The following is a 14,712-nucleotide window of genomic DNA, read 5'->3' as shown; positions in this document are numbered from 1 at the left end:
GCCTATACCGACGGCCGGGTCGCCGAGGAACAGATGTCGGCGCTGTTGATGGCGATCTTCTTGCGCGGCATGGACCACGACGAGACGGCGCAATGGACCGCGGCCATGCTGGCCTCCGGTGAGCGGATGGACTTCACCGGCCTGCGCCGCGACGGCAAGCCGTTGACGACCGTGGACAAGCACTCCACCGGCGGGGTCGGTGACAAGGTCACGCTGCCGCTGGTGTCGGTCATCGCCGCGTGCGGCGGCGCGGTGCCACAGGCCTCCGGCCGGGGGCTCGGCCACACCGGCGGAACGTTGGACAAGCTGGAATCGATCGCGGGCTTCACCGCTGATCTGTCCAACCACCAAGTGCGCCAACAACTCTGCGATGTCGGCGCGGCTATCTTTGCGACAAGCCGGCTGGCGCCTGCCGACGCCAAGCTCTACGCGCTACGTGACATCACCGGCACGGTGGAGTCGTTGCCGCTGATCGCCAGCTCGGTGATGAGCAAAAAGCTGGCCGAGGGGGCGGGCGCGCTGGTGCTCGACGTGAAGGTCGGATCCGGCGCATTGCTGCGCTCGGAATCGCAGTGCCGTGAGCTGGCAGAAACCTTGATCGCGCTGGGGGCGGCGCATCGGGTGCCGACGCATGCGCTGCTGACCGACATGAACTGCCCGCTGGGCACCGCGGCCGGCAATGCGCTGGAGGTCGCCGAGTCGCTGGAGGTGTTGGCCGGCGGCGGGCCCCCCGACGTGGTGGAGCTGACCCTGGCGCTGGCCGCCGAGATGCTGCAGATCGCCGGGATCGATGGCCGTGATCCGGCCCAGACGCTGGGTGACGGCACCGCGTTCGACCGATTCCGGGCGCTGGTCGCCGCGCAGGGCGGTGACTTGTCGGTACCGTTGCCGATTGGGGTGTGTTCGGAGACCGTCACGGCACCTCGGGGCGGCACAATGGGCGACATCGACGCGATGGCGGTGGGGCTGGCGGTATGGCGGCTCGGCGCGGGCAGGTCCCGTCCGGGCGAGCGGGTGCAGCCCGGCGCCGGAATCCGGATCCACCGTAGGCCCGGAGAGCCGGTGGCGCCTGGCGGGCCGCTGTTCACGCTGTACACCGATACGCCGGAACGCTTCGCCGCGGCGATGGCCGAACTGGACGGCGGCTGGAGCGTCGGGGACACCCCGCCGGTCCGGCGGCCCCTGATCATCGACCGGATCACCTCTTGACGACACCGCTGACCCTGGAGATGGTCCAGCAGGCGCCCAAGGCGCTGTTGCACGACCACCTCGACGGCGGGCTGCGCCCGGCTACCGTGATCGACATCGCCGGCCGGGTCGGTTACGACGAGCTGCCCGCTATCGATGTCCACGAGTTGGGCCGCTGGTTTCACAACGCGTCATACAGTGGCTCCCTGGAGCGCTACCTCGAGCCGTTCTCCCACACTGTGGCGGTGATGCAGACCCCCGACGCGCTACACCGGGTCGCCTATGAGTGCGTGGAGGACCTGGCCGCCGATTCGGTGGTCTATGCCGAGGTCCGGTTCGCTCCGGAGCTGCACATCGAGCGCGGGCTGTCGTTCGACGACGTCGTCGACGCCGTGCTGGCCGGATTCACCGACGGCGAGAAGGCCGCCGCCGCCGGAGGCCACCCGATCACGGTGCGCTGCCTGGTCACCGCGATGCGCCACACCGCGCTGTCCCGGGAGATCGCCGAGCTGGCGATCCGGTTCCGCGACAAGGGCGTGGTCGGATTCGACATCGCCGGCGCGGAGGCCGGCTATCCGCCCACCCGGCACCTGGACGCCTTCGAATACATGCGAGACCACAACGCCCGCTTCACTATTCACGCCGGTGAGGCGTTCGGGCTGCCGTCCATCCACGAGGCGATCGCGTTCTGCGCCGCCGACCGGCTCGGACACGGGGTGCGGATCGTCGACGACATCGAGGTCGAGCCTGACGGTCGCGTCCGCCTCGGCCGGCTGGCAGCTATCCTGCGGGACAAGCGGATTCCGTTGGAACTGTGCCCCAGCTCCAACGTGCAGACCGGTGTGGTCGACTCTATTGCCGAGCATCCATTCGACCGCCTGGCGCGGGCCCGGTTCCGGGTGACCATCAACACCGACAACCGGCTGATGAGCGACACCTCGATGAGCCGCGAGATGCACCGGCTGGTGGAAGCATTCGGCTACGGGTGGAGCGATCTCGAGCGGTTCACCATCAATGCGATGAAGTCGGCATTCATCCCGTTCGACGAGCGGCTGGCGATCATCGACGGAGTGATCAAGCCGCGGTTCGCGGTGCTGATCGGATAGCGCAGTGGCGGCTACCGACTCGGCGTTCGACTTCGTCGGCGTTGTGGTGGAGCGTGGCGGGGTGCGGCGGTGTCGCCCCAGATCGAAACGACCAAGGCCACCAGGCTGGTGTTTTTGCCCGGCGCCATGACCGGGCTCATTTTGGCGGGGGTGTCCCCGGTGCAGGCCGTGCTCGTGCAGGCGGTGGTGATGTTCCTCATCCTGGGGTCGGTCGCGATCACCACCGTCGGGGTCGCGCTCGGCCTGGTGCGACGGGTGTTCACCCACGACCACCGGCTGCTGCCGCTGGGCAACCGCGCGGAGACTACCGCCCGCGGCCAGACCGGCTCACCGGGCCACTATGCTGCTGACGCGTGGCACGCTACATCTCGATCACGCTGACCAAGCGCAACGTGTCCTGCCGGGCGCGGCTGCTCGATGATCAGGCGCCGCGCACCTGCGCCGCGGTCTGGGATGCGCTGCCGGTCGTCGGCCAGGCGTACCACGGCAAGTACGCCCGCAACGAGGTGTACACGTTGCTGCCGCCGCTCGGTGCACCCGGACGGGAAAACTGTACGGTGACACCGATTCCCGGGGATGTGTGCTTCTTCGGCTTCGAGGCGTCCGAAATCGGCAACCCGGCGTACGGTTATGACGAAGGCTCCGAGGCCCATTCGCCGCAGGGTGCCACCGACTTGGCAATCTTCTACGGCCGCAACAACTTACTGATCAACGGCGACATCGGCTGGGTGCCCGGCAATGTATTCGCCACGATCGAAGAGGGCCTGACCGAGATCGCCGCCGCCTGCAACGACCTGTGGATGGGCGGTGCGATCGGCGAGCAGTTGGCCTTCGCGCGCGCTTAGGGCCGGTTCGCGCAACTCTCAGCCCAGGACGTGCTCGGCGAATCGCCCCACGGCCAGGACCAGGTCGTCGCTGTGCCGGGGGCCGACGATCTGCATGCCGATCGGGAGCCCGTCACCGGTCTGCCCGACCGGGATACTCAGCGTTGGCTGCTGGGTCATGTTGAACGGGTAGCTGAACGGCGTCCACTGCGCCCACCAACGCATCCCGGAGCCCGGCGGCACGTCGTGGCCGGCGGCGAAGGCGGGGATCGGCGTCGTCGGGGTGATCAGCAGGTTGTGCGTCTCGTGGAACTGACCCATCGTCAGACCCAAATCGACGCAGACCTGCCGGGCATCCAGAAAGTCGACACCCGATACCGACAGGCCCCGGTCCCACATGGCCGCCAGGCCGGGGTCGACGAGTTCGCGCGCCTGGTCACCGTAGCTGCGCAGGCTGGCGGCCACCCCAGTGGCCCACACCGTCTCGAAAGCGTCGATCGGATCGGCGAAACCCGGATCGGCCTCGACGACGTCCAGCCCCGCATCGGCCAGCGCCCGCACCGCCGCCGCCACCGACGACGCGATCTCGGGGTCGACGTCGGCGTAGCCCAGCGTCGGTGAGTAGGCGACACCCAATCCGAGGACCTCACGGTAGATTTCACCTCGATAGGTGGCCGCCGTCGGCGGCAGCGAGGTCGGATCGCGATGGTCGGGCAACGCGATGATGTCCATCAACATCGCCGCATCCTCGACCGTTCGGGTGATCGGCCCGCCGTGCGCCAGCGGCCCGAACGGGCTGATCGGGTACATCGGAACCCGCCCGTGCGTGGGCTTGAAGCCGACCACCCCGCAGAAGCTCGCGGGAATCCGGATGCTGCCGCCGCCGTCGGTGCCGACGGCCACCGGCGCCATTCCGGCCGCCACGGCGGCGGCGGAGCCACCCGACGAGCCGCCCGCGGTCCGGGTGGTATCGGCGGGATTTCGGGTGATGCCGGTCAATGGGCTGTCGGTGACCCCCTTCCACGCCAGCTCAGGCGTCGTGGTCTTACCGAGGATCACCATGCCGTCGTTTCGGATCTTGGCCACCGCCGGGCTGTCCTCGGGCCAGGGGCCGGCGGCGTCGGTGAGCCGCGAGCCGCGCAGGGTCGGCCAGCCGGCCGTGCGGAACACGTCTTTGATGGCCACCGGTACCCCGTCGAGCAGTCCCTTGGTGTAGTTGCCGCGCCACCGGGCCTCGGACTTGCGTGCCTGCGCCAGCGCGGCTTCCTCGTCGACCAGGCAGAAGGCGTTGATCTCAGCGTCGCGTTCGGCGATGACCGACAGCGCAGCCGCGGTTACCTCGACCGGGGAGAGTTCGCCGGAGGTGTAGGCGGCGACCATCTGCAGCGCAGTCAAATCGGTGGGCTCAGTCATATGCGCCGCTCCTTCTCATCGCTGCGCTCTGCATCGTCGCCGGCGCGTAGCCGCGGTGCTTGTCGACGACGTTGCACAGCGGTTGGCCGGATCGGTACCGCCGGAAGTTTGCGATGAACTGCTGTTGCAGTTCGCTTCTCCACCCGTGCACGTCGCCGCTGTTATGCGGGGTCACAACGATATTCGGGCAGCTCCAGAGCGGGTGGCCGGGCGGCAGCGGTTCGGGGTCGACGACGTCGAGCGCCGCACCGGCGATTCGCCCCGCCTGCAGCGCGGCCACCAGCGCATCTGTGACGACCAGCTCACCACGGCCGACGTTGATCAGCCGCGCCCGCGACGGCATGGCGGCGAGTGTGTCGGCGTCGACGATCCCGCGGGTCTGCGGGGTCAACGGCGCGGCGAGCACCACGTAGTCGGCATCGGCCACCGCGGCGGGCAGGTCGCTGGTGATCTCGCCGAAGTCCTCATCGGTGCGGGTTGTCCGCCCGACACCGCGCACCTGCATGCCGGCGGCCCGCAACAGCTGCGCGATCGCACGGCCCACCGGCCCGGCGCCCACGATGGTCACCGTGGCGCCGGCAATCGGTTCCGATTCGAAGTGCTGCCAACGCTGCGCTTCCTGGGCGCGCATCGACCGGCGAAAATCCTTGGCGAAGCTCAAGATCTGCCCGAGGACGTACTCGGCGATCGGCCGTTCGAAAATCCCGCGGGAATTGGTGACGACGACATCGCTGTCGATCAGTTCGTTGAAGAGCACCGCGTCCACCCCGACGGCCGCGACCTGCACCCAGCGCAGCGAATCGGCCGCCGGCCAGGCTGACCGCAGCGCCGACGAGGTGAAGTCGTAGACGAACAGCACATCGGCCCCGGAAAGCGCGTCGGCAAGTCGTGCCGACGGGACCATCCGCAGCTCGGCGTCTGCGTCGATCGGGGAGAGCTGGGCGGGGATGGACTCGCCATGCTGGACCGTGACGACCGACCGCGCGCCCACATTGACACGGTAGGAACGCATCGTATGATTGTCAACAATCCAGGGTTGGCCTGGAGTGGTGCGTGGAGTTGGGGCCACCCATGGATCTGTCCACTTTGCCCGAGTTCGAGGGCCCAGCCGAGCAGCGTGGCATCGGCATCATCGCGCCTTTCGATTTGGCGATAGAACGTGAGCTGTGGCGATGGGTGCCGGTCGAGGTGTCCCTGCACCTGGCCCGCACCCACTACGAACCGGTTCCGGTGAGCCGGTTGATGGCCGAACTGGTCTCCAACACAAGCCATCTGGAGGCGGCGACTCGTGACGTGTTGCACGTGGAGCCGGAGGTGGTCGCTTATCTGTGCGCCTCGGGCAGCTTCGTCAACGGTGTCGAGTATGAAAAGACGCTGGTCGCCGCCATCGAAGCGGCCGGCGCCAAGGCGGCCGTCACGACGTCGGGTGCACTCGCGGAAGCCATTATCGCGCTGAAGATTTCGCGGGTCTCGGTGATCACGCCCTACGACGAGGAGTTGACGGAGTTGCTCGGTGTCTTTCTCGACCAGCTCGGCGTAACGGTGTTGCACTCCGACTATCTGGGCCTCGGCGGCGGCATCTGGAAGGTGAACTACCGCACGGTGGCCGAACGGATCCTGGCCGCCGACCGACCTGATGCGCAGGCTATCTTCGTGAGCTGCACGAACCTGCCGACCTACGACATCATCGATCCGCTGGAGAAAATGCTCGGCAAGCCGATCCTCACGGCCAATCAGCTGACCATGTGGGCGTGCCTGGGCCGGATGGACCTGCCGATGATGGGCCCGGGCCGGTGGCTGCGCGACGTCTTCGCCGAGGCGGAGCGATGACAGTCGGCTTCATCTACCCCGACCACGCCGCGGAGTCGGATTACCCGTTGGCCGCCGAAATGCTCGGTGCAGACCTGGTCGTAGTGCATACCTACGGAACCGACCTGCACGCCGTCGCGGAACTACGCGACCTCGGGAGCCCGGCCAAGCTGGCCGAGGGCGTGGAACTGCTGCGGCCGCACCGGCCCACCGCGGTGATGTTCGCCTGCACGTCGGGCGGTTTCGTGTACGGGCCGGACGGTGCGGCCGACCAGATCGCCGGACTGGCCGCGGTCGCCGGGGTTCCCGCGTCGAGCACGTCGTTCGCCTTCGTGCACGCTTTGAGCACGCTGGGCTGCTCGCGGGTGGCCGTCGCGGCCAGCTATCCACAAGAGATCGCTCAACTGTTCGTGGATTTCCTTGCCGCACATGGCATCAGCGTCGAGTCGATGGGCAACGCCGGAATCGACACCGCTGCCGAAGTGGGACGCCTTACTCCCGAGCAGGTGCAAGCACTGGCGCTGGCCAACGACAACCCCAATGCCGACGCGCTGCTGATTCCCGACACCGCGATGCACACTGTGGCGCAGGTCGATGAACTCGAGCAGTTGCTCGGTAAGCCGGTGCTGACCGCCAACGCGGTCACGGTGTGGGAGGGTCTGCGCATCGCCGGAATACCGCAGCGCGTCGCGGGCCTGGGCAAGCTGTTCACATGACGGTGTCGGAGCCGGCCGCGTTCGCGCCGCTCAGTAGGCAATCGACCGCCGAGTTGATCGCCGATCGGCTGCGCGAGGCGATCACCCGCGGCCAGTTAGCCCCCGGTCAGCAGCTCGGCGAGGCCAGCCTCGCGGCGCAGTTTGCGGTGTCCCGCGGCCCGCTGCGTGAGGCAATGCAGCGCCTGGTGGCGGAGGGGCTGGTGCGCAGCGAACGCCACCGCGGCATCTTCGTCGTCGAGCTCACCGAAGCCGACGTGCGCGACGTCTACCGGTTGCGCAAGGCCATCGAGCATGCCGCGATCGAAGAGATCTGCCTGGGTGGCGCTCGCGCGGCCAGTGATGCCGGGGCCCGGCTCGGGGTAGCGGTCGACGCGATGATCGCCGCGGCCGCCCACCAGGATGCTGCGGCAGTGGCGGACGCCGATCAACAGTTCCATGAGGTGCTGGTGGCCTGCGCGCAAAGCTCGCGGCTACACCGCGCCATGCGGACCCTGCTCTCAGAAACCCGGATGCTGCTCGGTGAACTCAAGGACGCCTACCCGGATCCGGGTGAACAGGTCGCCGAACACATCGCGCTGCGCGACGCCATCGGTGCCGGTGACTGGGCCACTGCGTTGCGGCTGATCGACGAGCACCTGGACGACGGGGCCCGTCGGCTGCTGGCCCGCCGCGGGGCGCCACTAGATCGCCGTGGCGATCGCCAGCGCGGCGAAGCCGGGCGCAGCGGGGCGCCACCAGATAACTGAGCCGTTATTCGCGCCTGAGCCGACCCTCCACGAACCGGTCCAGCTCCTCCCACTCGCGCACTGCCTTGGCATACGGCGGCGCGGGTTTGCTCACCGAGCCCGGCTCCAGAACGTGGGCCACCAGCCTGCCCAGTGGGCGCTCGGTGACGAGCGCCTTGTCGACGGTGTTGTCCTCGGCGTATTCGCCGACGTCGCGAAGCAACTCAACGGCCAGGTCGAGCTGGTCACGGTCCACCGCGTCGGGCCCGTCAGCGAAGTCGTCGGCGAGGCCGTTCAGCACATAGACGTTGTCGTCGCTGATGTCGACCTGCAGCGAGCCGTCGGTGGCGGCGGTGCGGATGTCGTCGTAGGTGCTCAGGTCGGACAGGTCGTGGTCGTGCTCGTCGGCGAGATAGCGGGCCAGCGCCCGCTCCGAGCTGAACACGCTGATCCGCCCGTTGCGGCCCAGAAAGATCGGGCGGTCGTCGAGATAGCAGCGAAGTGTGTAGAACGTTCCGGCGCCGGTCATGATTCGGATCGGGTCGATGCCGACTGTCGACCAGAAGTCCTCGTCGCCGCCCAGCACCGCAGTGTCCCCGGCGGCGCGGGTTTCCGGGTCGGCAACGTCTTCGGCGGTCTCAGCGGCCTCGGCCGGTTCTTCGTCGTCGGTGACTTCTTCGTCTTGTTCTTCCTGTTCCTCCTCTTCCTCGTGGGGCTCGCTCAATTCGGCGGCGGCCCGCGCGGACGCCGCGGCATCGACGTCGGGCGTGCTGACAATGCCGTCGACGGCGGCCAGCACGTCGTCCCAGCTGCGGGCGATGATCTCGGCGATGGCATTCCAGCGCCGCAGGCCCGCTTTACCGGTGAAGTGGCCGATGCCGCCGGCCAGGGTGCCCAGGCTCGGGTTGCCGTTGAAGAACTTCATCACCGCCGTCAGCTCGCACACCGACCCGATGGACGACACGATCGCCAGCGTGGTCGCTAACGCGGTGACCGACTCTTCGGTCGGCTTCTCCGAGACCACGTCTTCGACCGCGATCAGGTCGAATTGCTTGTCCTCCGCGGGGTCCAGCTTGTGGGCGTTGGCCTGCATCAGCGCTTTCCAGCCGGGGTGGTCGACCAGATCGTTGTCGGAGTTGGTGTGCACGAATCCGGCCAGGTCGGCGACGGTTTCGAAGCCATACAGGTCGTCGTCCTTGCCCAGAAACGCCTCCCATTCGTCGCCGGAGTCGCGCCAGCGGGGCGCCCACACGGTATAGCGGTCACCAGCGGTCACGCTCAGGACAATCGGTACAAGGTCAACAGCCATGCGGCACAGAATAACGACGACCGCCCCGAAGAGCCGGAGCGGGCCAGCCCGGCGACGATGCAGAGCGCGTAGCGCGATGAGGAGGAGCCGGGCAATCGAGTTCAGCCGGTCCAGATGTCCGTGATGGCCGGCGCCCGGGTCGCCAAGCCGAGTTTGGGCAGCCCGTACATCTGCTCCAGGGTGGACAACACGTTGTAGTGGCTGATCGGCTCACGGTAAGTGCCGGGCCGGATGTTGGCGCCGTAGAAGACCGTCGGGATCTGGTTGCGTTCGGTGTTGTCGTCCTCATCCCAGGTCAGAATCAGCAGGCTGTTGTTGGCTTTCGCCCACTCCGCGTACGCCGACAGGTTCTGCTGCAGCCATCGGTCGCCTTGTGCGATCGAGCCGTCGTGCATGTCGTTGTCGACATTGGGAATGACGAACGACAGGGTGGGCAGGCCGGCGTAGTTCTGGGGTGGCGGGAAAGCCGAGAACGGCAGCGAATTAGTGCGCGGAATGTTGGTGAAGTTGACCCACGGCGCATGCTTGCGCGCATATTTGGCGGAGCTGCAGACCAGCGAGCCGACGGCGGGCAGGCTCTCGGCGAACCCGACGAAGGTGCGTCCCGAGGCCAGCAACTGCGCCCCGAGGTTCGGAGTGGCGCCGGCGTTGACCGGGCAACTGTTCTCCTTGACTCCCAGGGTGCTCCCGGCGAACAGCGCGAGATAATTTGGTTCGCTCGGATGGACCTCGGCGAACGACTGGGTCATCGACGCGCCGCCCGCAGCCAGTGAATTGATATAGGGCGCCGACGCATTACCGATGACATTCGAGTAGGAACGGTTCTCTTCGACCACGATGACGACATGCGCGGGGGACGGGACGGTGGCGGCGGTGAAGTCCATCGGCCCCGGGAAATGCCCTGGCGGCCAGGAGATCAGCGTGGCAAAGACCATCAGTACGCCGGATAGGCTGACCGCTCGATACCGTTTGCCGTTTCGCCATCGCCGGCGCCGCATGGCGGGAGTATATGGGCGTTGTTCCCGCTGGCGGGTGCACGTGCGTGCGTGTCGGGCCGGGAAGCGTGACGGGCGGCCTGCCCCGAATCGGATTCAGCCTGTACAGCAACCCTCAGCGATTACGGCCGCCTCGCTGCGTGAGCCAGATGGTTAACGCGACGGAGGCGACCACGGCCGCAATGAGCAGGATCTCGGTTGTCATCGCACTAATCTAGCGGTGAGCAAGAGCAAGCTTGTCCGTGCCGGGCTCCTGGCAGTTACCTGAGCCAATGCTGTCGATGTGCTAATGATGGGGTGACCAAGCCTTCTCGCTCGCATACGCTGTCACCGACTTGCAGCAACGTCAACAAGGAGGTTCGGGCGCTGCCCAACCAATGGTTGCCGTCGCGGTGGCTGCTGCCGCAGTGGTGGTTACGCGGAGAAACAGAGTCACCAGCGAACGCTGCAAGCGGATTGAAACGGTGCGGGAAATGAGCACAGCAACTCTCATCGTCATCGCCCTTATCCAGGGTGTCATCGCTGCCGCGTTCTGGACGGCATTGCATCTCGGGCTTACTGCTCGGACCAGTTCTCGGCGTGATCGGCATATTCATCGTGGCCGTGCAACGCCCAAACCTCCCGCAACCATCGGCAGGGATGCGTGCAACGCGGTACTCGAGACGCAATGCCTTGCAGGACATTCCACATGGCCAGCTGCTTGATGAGCGGCTAGCGCACCGCACGGGCGTCCGCGGTGCATGGTTGCCGTCACCTATAAACAGCTATTTTCTGATCCACGCGGTGCGAACGTTACTGGCCGAAGTCACGTTGTTAGCCGACGAGGGCTGGATCAGGGGGGCACCGGCTTCCCGGACCCCACGGTCGACGACTATCTGAGGGGCACCGCTGATCTCCGGGCAACCGCTCATCGACCTCGCCGGCGTGTTTTTCGACGTCTTCAACTTCTTCGGCGCCTAAGCCGCGGCCACCCCGAACGACCCCATTGATGGCCCTCGACGCGCTGCGCGTCCCCACTTTCGCGGGGACCGCCTGCATCGTCGGCGGGCGTAGGGTCAAGACCCGTGGACATTCGCGTCGTTGACCACCCGCTGGCCGGGGCCCGACTGACCACACTTCGCGACGAGCACACCGATAGTGCGGCGTTTCGCGCAGCGTTGCGCGATCTGACGTTGATGTTGGTCTACGAAGCCACCCGGGATGCGCCGCGCGAGACGGTCATGGTGCACACACCACTGGCCGGGGCAGCCGGGACGCGGTTGGCCAAACCACCGCTGCTGGTGCCGGTGCTGCGGGCCGGGCTGGGCATGGTCGATCAGGCGCATGCGCTGCTGCCTGAGGCGCGAGTCGGGTTCGTCGGCGTCGCCCGCGACGAGGAAACCGTACGGCCCGTACCGTATCTGGAGTCGCTGCCCGACGATTTGAGCGCGCAGCCGGTGATGGTGCTTGATCCGATGCTGGCCACCGGAGGGTCGATGATCTACACCATCGGGTTACTGCAGCGCCGCGGCGCCGACGATGTCACCGTGGTCTGTGTGGTCGCCGCACCGGAAGGCATTGCCGCCCTGGAGAAAGCCGCACCGGCCGTGCGGATGTTCACGGCTGCCATCGATGAGCGGCTCAACGAAAATGCCTACATCGTACCGGGTCTCGGCGACGCGGGAGATCGCCAATTCGGACCGCGTTGAGTTATCAGCGCCGCGCCAGGTCAACCAGTTCGTCGCGGAGCGCCACCGCACGCCGGCGTGCGTTGTCCAGGTCTTCGGCCGCTGCGCAGCGAACCTCGAGGTAGCACTTGAGTTTCGCCTCGGTGCCCGACGGCCGAACCACCATCCGTACCCATGTGTCGCCGGCACCGCCGGTGAAGACCAGCGCATCGGTGCGTGGCTGTAGATCGGTTGTGCTGGCGGCGAACCCGGCCAACCGTCTGGGCGGGTCGGTCCGCAGCCGACGCATCAGCGTGGCCGCCTCGTCGACGTCGGCCACCGGTCGCGATACGGCGGCGACCACATGCACGCCGTGGCGGCGCGCCAGGTCGTCGAGCACGTCAGGCACCGAACGGCGGGCGCGTTTCAGTGACGCGACCAGATCAGCGGCCAGCACCGCGGCGCTGATGCCGTCCTTGTCCCGGACCGCGTCCGGGTCGACGCAGTGCCCGATCGCCTCCTCGTAGGCGTAGATCAACGTGGCACCGGTGAGGTTCGCGTCGGCGCGGGCCAGCCATTTGAAACCGGTCAGTGTCTCAACGTGGCGGGCACCGTAGTGGGCGGCGATCGCGGCCAGCAACCGTGACGACACCACGGTGCTGGCCACCACGCTGGTCGTCGGACTGTCGACGTAAGAGAGAAGATAATCGCCCAACAGCCAACCGGTTTCGTCGCCGGAGAGCATCCGCCACCCCGTGGGGGTCGGTATCCCGACCGCGCAGCGGTCAGCGTCGGGATCCAGCGCGATCGCGAGGTCGGCGTCGACGTCGGCGGCCAGGTCCAGCAGCGCGTCGGCGGCACCGGGCTCTTCGGGATTGGGAAAGCCGGCGGTGGGAAAATCGGGATCGGGCGCGAACTGCGCGGCAACCGTGTGCACGTCGTCGAAGCCGGCGCGGCGCAGTGTCTCGACGGCAACCGCACCGCCCACCCCGTGCAGCGGTGTCAGCGCCATCCGGACCGAACCCGCCGAACGTCGTACCTGCGCAGCCCGTTCGCTGTAACGGTCGACCAGCCAACCGCCGGAGGGCTGGACGTGGGCGCGGGCAATCAGGTCGGCGAACGGCGCCGCCGACATCGCGGTTTCGATCTCCCGGTCGGTCGGTGAGACGATCTGAACGCCGCCGTCGAAGTACACCTTGTAGCCGTTGTCGGTTGGCGGGTTGTGCGAGGCGGTGATCTGGATCCCGGCCGCGGCAGGAAGGTGCCGCACTGAGAACGCAAGCACCGGAGTCGGCACCGGGTCAGGCAATAGGACCACCGAAAAACCCTCGGCAGCAAGTACTTCCGCTGTTGCAGTGGCGAATTCCGTTGATCCGTGTCTAGCGTCGCGGCCGACGACCACGATCGAGCCGGCCTGCCCGCGGTCTTTGAGCACCATCGCAACCGCCCAGGTGGCCCGCATTACCACCGCGAGGTTCATCGCGTCCGGACCGGCCCGCACCGGACCTCGCAGCCCCGCAGTGCCGAATGTCAACGGCCGGGCGAACCGCGCCGACAGTTCCCCGGCGTCGCAGCCGGCCAATTCGGCGGCCATCGCCGGGTCGGGATCGTGCGCGATCCATTCCTCCGGTGTCATGGCGCCGCTCCTCCTCATCGCTTCGCTCTGCATCGTCGCCGGCGCGCGTCATGGCGCCGCTCCTCAGAGCCGGGCGACGACGTCGGCCAGCAACGAACCGATCCGGGTCGCCGCGGCGGCACCGGCGGCCAGCACCTCGACATGGCTGAGCGGCTCGCCGGTAATCCCGGCCGCCAGATTGGTCACCAGTGACACACCCAGCACCTCGGCGCCCGCCGCGCGCGCCGCGATCGTCTCGTGCACGGTCGACATGCCGACCAGGTCGGCGCCCAGTACTCGCAGCATTCGGATTTCGGCTGGTGTCTCGTAGTGCGGGCCGGGCACGCCCGCGTACACCCCTTCGGCCAGCGCCGGGTCGATCTGGCGGGCGAGGGCCCGCAGCCGCGGCGCGTACGCGTCGACCAGATCGACGAACTGCGGGCCGACCAGCGGGGATCGCGCGGTCAGATTCAGGTGGTCGCTGATCAGCACCGGCTGGCCGACCTCGAAGTCCGCGTGCAGACCGCCGGCCGCGTTGGTGAGCACGACGACGCGCGCGCCCGCAGCGCAGGCCGCCCGCACCGGATGCACGACGTGCAGCAGGTCATGGCCTTCGTAGGGATGCGAGCGGCCGGCCAGCACCAGCACCCGATGCCCGCTGATGACAATCGACAACACCTGACCGGTGTGCCCGACCGCGGTAGGTGGCGCGAAACCGGGCAGTTCGGCCATCGGCAGCACAGCAGTTGGCGAGCCGAGCGCCGCAATGGCCGGCGCCCATCCCGACCCGAGCACGATCGCGACGTCGTGCGCGGCGACGCCGGTACCGTCGGCGACCACCTCGGCGGCCCGTCGCGCAAGAGTGTCGGAGTCGGCCGGACCAGTCACAAAGCGCGAGCTTAGCTGGTGAGATACTGCGAGAATGCCCCCCGCCACCGCTACCGTGTGGGCGCCGTCATGAGCCTGGTCGACAGCGCCGAATCCTGGCTGGCCGCCAACCACGACGATCTGGTCGAGTGGCGGCGGCACATCCACCGCTATCCGGAGTTGGGCCGTCAGGAGTACGCCACCACCCAGTTTGTCGCCGAGCGGCTGGCCGACGTCGGGCTCAACCCGAAAATACTGCCCGGCGGGACGGGACTGACCTGCGACTTCGGCCCCGAGAACGAGCCCCGGATTGCGCTGCGCGCCGACATGGACGCGTTGCCGATGGCCGAACGGACCGGCGCCCCGTATGCGTCGACGATGCCCAACGTCGCGCATGCCTGTGGACACGACGCACACGCCGCGATCCTGCTCGGCGCCGCGCAGGCGCTGGCCTCGGTGCCCGAGTTACCGATCGGGGTGCGGCTGATCTTCCAGGCCG

The 14,712-nt window shown here is 67.7% G+C and carries 14 protein-coding genes and 1 pseudogene; 9 read left to right on the top strand and 6 right to left on the bottom strand.

Translation table 11 applies throughout. The features are described from left to right. From ACRDTL_RS11520 to ACRDTL_RS11505, 4 genes and pseudogenes are all read left to right on the top strand, one after another. Positions 1 to 1,209 (top strand): thymidine phosphorylase (locus ACRDTL_RS11520; protein ID WP_431506839.1); only part of this gene is annotated, 1,209 nt, incomplete at its 5' end. Then, the gene (locus ACRDTL_RS11515; protein ID WP_431506838.1) at positions 1,206 to 2,294 is read left to right on the top strand and encodes an adenosine deaminase; all 1,089 of its coding nucleotides are present in this window, start codon (positions 1,206 to 1,208) and stop codon (positions 2,292 to 2,294) included. The genes ACRDTL_RS11520 and ACRDTL_RS11515, both read left to right, overlap by 4 nt. Positions 2,295 to 2,357: 63 nt before the next feature. Next, positions 2,358 to 2,675: pseudogene (locus tag ACRDTL_RS11510) on the top strand (ABC transporter permease); the annotation flags it as partial. Continuing rightward, a complete protein-coding gene (locus ACRDTL_RS11505) occupies positions 2,648 to 3,139 on the top strand; it encodes a DUF3830 family protein (protein ID WP_431506837.1) in 492 nt (163 codons plus the stop codon). The pseudogene ACRDTL_RS11510 and the gene ACRDTL_RS11505, both read left to right, overlap by 28 nt. 18 nt (positions 3,140 to 3,157) lie before the next feature. Here ACRDTL_RS11505 and ACRDTL_RS11500 read toward each other — a convergent pair whose 3' ends face one another. Then, positions 3,158 to 4,531, bottom strand: a complete 1,374-nt coding sequence (locus tag ACRDTL_RS11500; RefSeq protein ID WP_431506836.1) for an amidase — start codon at positions 4,529 to 4,531, stop codon at positions 3,158 to 3,160. Continuing rightward, positions 4,524 to 5,543 carry a D-2-hydroxyacid dehydrogenase gene (locus ACRDTL_RS11495; RefSeq protein ID WP_431506835.1) on the bottom strand — a complete coding sequence of 340 codons (1,020 nt, stop codon included), beginning with the start codon at positions 5,541 to 5,543 and terminating at the stop codon, positions 4,524 to 4,526. Before ACRDTL_RS11495 ends, ACRDTL_RS11500 begins: the two co-directional genes overlap by 8 nt. 59 nt (positions 5,544 to 5,602) lie before the next feature. On the opposite strand from ACRDTL_RS11495, the gene ACRDTL_RS11490 reads away from it, so the two are divergent. The 3 genes from ACRDTL_RS11490 to ACRDTL_RS11480 are packed head-to-tail and all read left to right on the top strand — an operon-like array spanning position 5,603 to position 7,802. Next, positions 5,603 to 6,361 (top strand): maleate cis-trans isomerase family protein, encoded by a 759-nt coding sequence (locus ACRDTL_RS11490; protein WP_431506834.1) that lies wholly within the window; start codon positions 5,603 to 5,605, stop codon positions 6,359 to 6,361. Next, positions 6,358 to 7,056: a maleate cis-trans isomerase family protein gene (locus ACRDTL_RS11485; protein ID WP_431506833.1), complete on the top strand. Its 699-nt coding sequence runs from the start codon at positions 6,358 to 6,360 to the stop codon at positions 7,054 to 7,056. The genes ACRDTL_RS11490 and ACRDTL_RS11485 overlap by 4 nt, the downstream gene beginning before the upstream one ends. Next, entirely contained in the window at positions 7,053 to 7,802 is a 750-nt protein-coding gene (locus tag ACRDTL_RS11480; protein WP_431506832.1) for a GntR family transcriptional regulator, read from the top strand. The genes ACRDTL_RS11485 and ACRDTL_RS11480 overlap by 4 nt, the downstream gene beginning before the upstream one ends. A gap of 4 nt (positions 7,803 to 7,806) precedes the next feature. Here ACRDTL_RS11480 and satS read toward each other — a convergent pair whose 3' ends face one another. Both satS and ACRDTL_RS11470 read right to left on the bottom strand, forming a co-directional pair. Then, positions 7,807 to 9,090, bottom strand: coding sequence for a protein export chaperone SatS (gene satS, locus ACRDTL_RS11475; RefSeq protein WP_431506831.1), 1,284 nt, complete (start codon positions 9,088 to 9,090; stop codon positions 7,807 to 7,809). Between the two features lie 101 nt (positions 9,091 to 9,191). Then, on the bottom strand, positions 9,192 to 10,088 hold the full coding sequence (locus tag ACRDTL_RS11470) for an alkaline phosphatase family protein (protein ID WP_431506830.1): 897 nt from the start codon (positions 10,086 to 10,088) through the stop codon (positions 9,192 to 9,194). 1,061 nt (positions 10,089 to 11,149) lie between these two features. On the opposite strand from ACRDTL_RS11470, the gene upp reads away from it, so the two are divergent. Next, on the top strand, positions 11,150 to 11,773 hold the full coding sequence (gene upp / locus ACRDTL_RS11465) for a uracil phosphoribosyltransferase (protein ID WP_431506829.1): 624 nt from the start codon (positions 11,150 to 11,152) through the stop codon (positions 11,771 to 11,773). A gap of 4 nt (positions 11,774 to 11,777) precedes the next feature. On the opposite strand, the gene ACRDTL_RS11460 is transcribed toward upp, so the two are convergent. Together ACRDTL_RS11460 and ACRDTL_RS11455 are read right to left on the bottom strand one after the other, a co-directional pair. Continuing rightward, positions 11,778 to 13,367: a phospho-sugar mutase gene (locus ACRDTL_RS11460; protein WP_431506828.1), complete on the bottom strand. Its 1,590-nt coding sequence runs from the start codon at positions 13,365 to 13,367 to the stop codon at positions 11,778 to 11,780. 63 nt (positions 13,368 to 13,430) lie between these two features. After that, a complete protein-coding gene (locus ACRDTL_RS11455) occupies positions 13,431 to 14,234 on the bottom strand; it encodes a purine-nucleoside phosphorylase (protein ID WP_431506827.1) in 804 nt (267 codons plus the stop codon). 69 nt (positions 14,235 to 14,303) lie between these two features. Between ACRDTL_RS11455 and ACRDTL_RS11450 the strand changes: the two genes are divergently transcribed. Next, on the top strand, positions 14,304 to 14,712 hold a 409-nt coding region (locus ACRDTL_RS11450; protein ID WP_431506826.1), incomplete at its 3' end, for a M20/M25/M40 family metallo-hydrolase.

Origin of the sequence: Mycobacterium sp. (assembly GCF_050700595.1) — a bacterium.
In the GTDB taxonomy this organism is placed as follows: Bacteria; Actinomycetota; Actinomycetes; order Mycobacteriales; family Mycobacteriaceae; genus Mycobacterium.
The sequence above is the reverse complement of the archived record's forward strand: the minus strand, read 5'-3'. Positions and strand labels throughout refer to the sequence as shown.